This is a genomic window from Pseudostreptobacillus hongkongensis (assembly GCF_001559795.1).
Lineage (GTDB): Bacteria > Fusobacteriota > Fusobacteriia > Fusobacteriales > Leptotrichiaceae > Pseudostreptobacillus > Pseudostreptobacillus hongkongensis.
In genome coordinates this window covers 1-1,285 of the sequence record NZ_LOHY01000004.1, presented here as the reverse complement: position 1 = coordinate 1,285, position 1,285 = coordinate 1, and the positions used below count along the sequence as shown (strand labels likewise).

General features: G+C 27.5%; 1 protein-coding gene. It reads right to left on the bottom strand.

Annotated features, from left to right (window positions below):
* Positions 1-140: 140 nt before the first annotated feature.
* Positions 141-1,199, bottom strand: a complete 1,059-nt coding sequence (locus AYC59_RS00445) for a M24 family metallopeptidase (protein ID WP_066894081.1) — start codon at positions 1,197-1,199, stop codon at positions 141-143.
* Between the last annotated feature and the right edge of the window lie 86 nt (positions 1,200-1,285).

The following is a 1,285-nucleotide window of genomic DNA, read 5'->3' as shown; positions in this document are numbered from 1 at the left end:
AGCATATTCAATCATTTCAACTTTCTTTTCTAATGTTAATTTTGATTTTCTTCCCATAAAAAAACATATACCTCCAAACTTTCTAGTAATTTTAAATTTTACTGTCCAGTTTTTTGGTATATGTTTTTTTTGGTCTTCTTTTATAATTTAATCAATTCTTTAGTTAAACTTGTAAGCTGTCTAACACCATCTTCTGTTATTAATAAATCATCTTCTATTCTAACTCCACAGTAATCAGCAATATATACTCCAGGTTCAACTGTTATAAGAGTTCCTTCCTTAAGTAAAGATGTATCTCTTGATGCAAGCATGGGGAATTCATGGACTTCAAGTCCAAATGAGTGTCCTAAAGAATGTCCAAAATATTGTTCATATTCACCCATAGAATCACGAACAATTTTATCTACTTCTTTACCAGATATTCCAGGTTTTAACGAAGCACAACCAATTTCATTTGCACGTCTAACAGTTTCATATATTTCAAACATTTTATCTTCTATTTTATCACCTAAAAATACTGTTCTTGTAATATCACTTGCATATCCTTCAAAATAACAACCATAGTCTATAGTAATAAATTCATTTTTTTCAATTACTTTATTACTTGCTACACCATGGGGCATAGCTGATCTATAACCACTTGCAACTATAGTATCAAATGATGTACCACTAGCACCTCTTTTTCTTTGATTGTATTCAAGTATAGCAGCAACTTCTATTTCTGTCATACCTGGTTTGATTTTAGGTAATGTTTCAAGTAATGCTTCTTCACTTATTTTAATTGCTTTTTCAATTTTACTGATTTCCTCAGCTGTTTTAATTTTTCTACAATCTAATAAATTTGAACTTGCTTTAACAATAGTTACGAAATCAAATGCTTCTTTAATACTTTCATATTCAGAAAAACTAAGTGCAAGATTGTCTATACCTAGTGATTTAACATTATCTTTTTTTGCAAGCTCTACTAATTTAGAATAATTTCTTGCATTATCTTCAATAAATTCAAATCCATAAGGTGTAACTTGTTTTGTTGCTTGTTCAGTATATCTAAAATCTGAAATGAAATATTTTCCATGTTTTGTAACAAGAGCTATACCAGTACTTCCAGAAAATCCTGTAAAGTATCTTTTGTTGTAATAGTCTGTAAGTAATAATCCATCTATATTTAGATCATTTAAAATTTTATCAAGTTTGTTCATAAGAGCCTCCTTCTTTGTATATATTATACATAATTTAAAAATAAAAAACAATATTTAAAAAGATTGAATGTATATTAAAAAAACAA

Excerpts from the sequence above, each read along its gene's own strand:
- AYC59_RS00445 (WP_066894081.1), bottom strand. The coding sequence starts at position 1,199 with ATGAACAAACTTGATAAAATTTTAAATGATCTAAATATAGATGGATTA.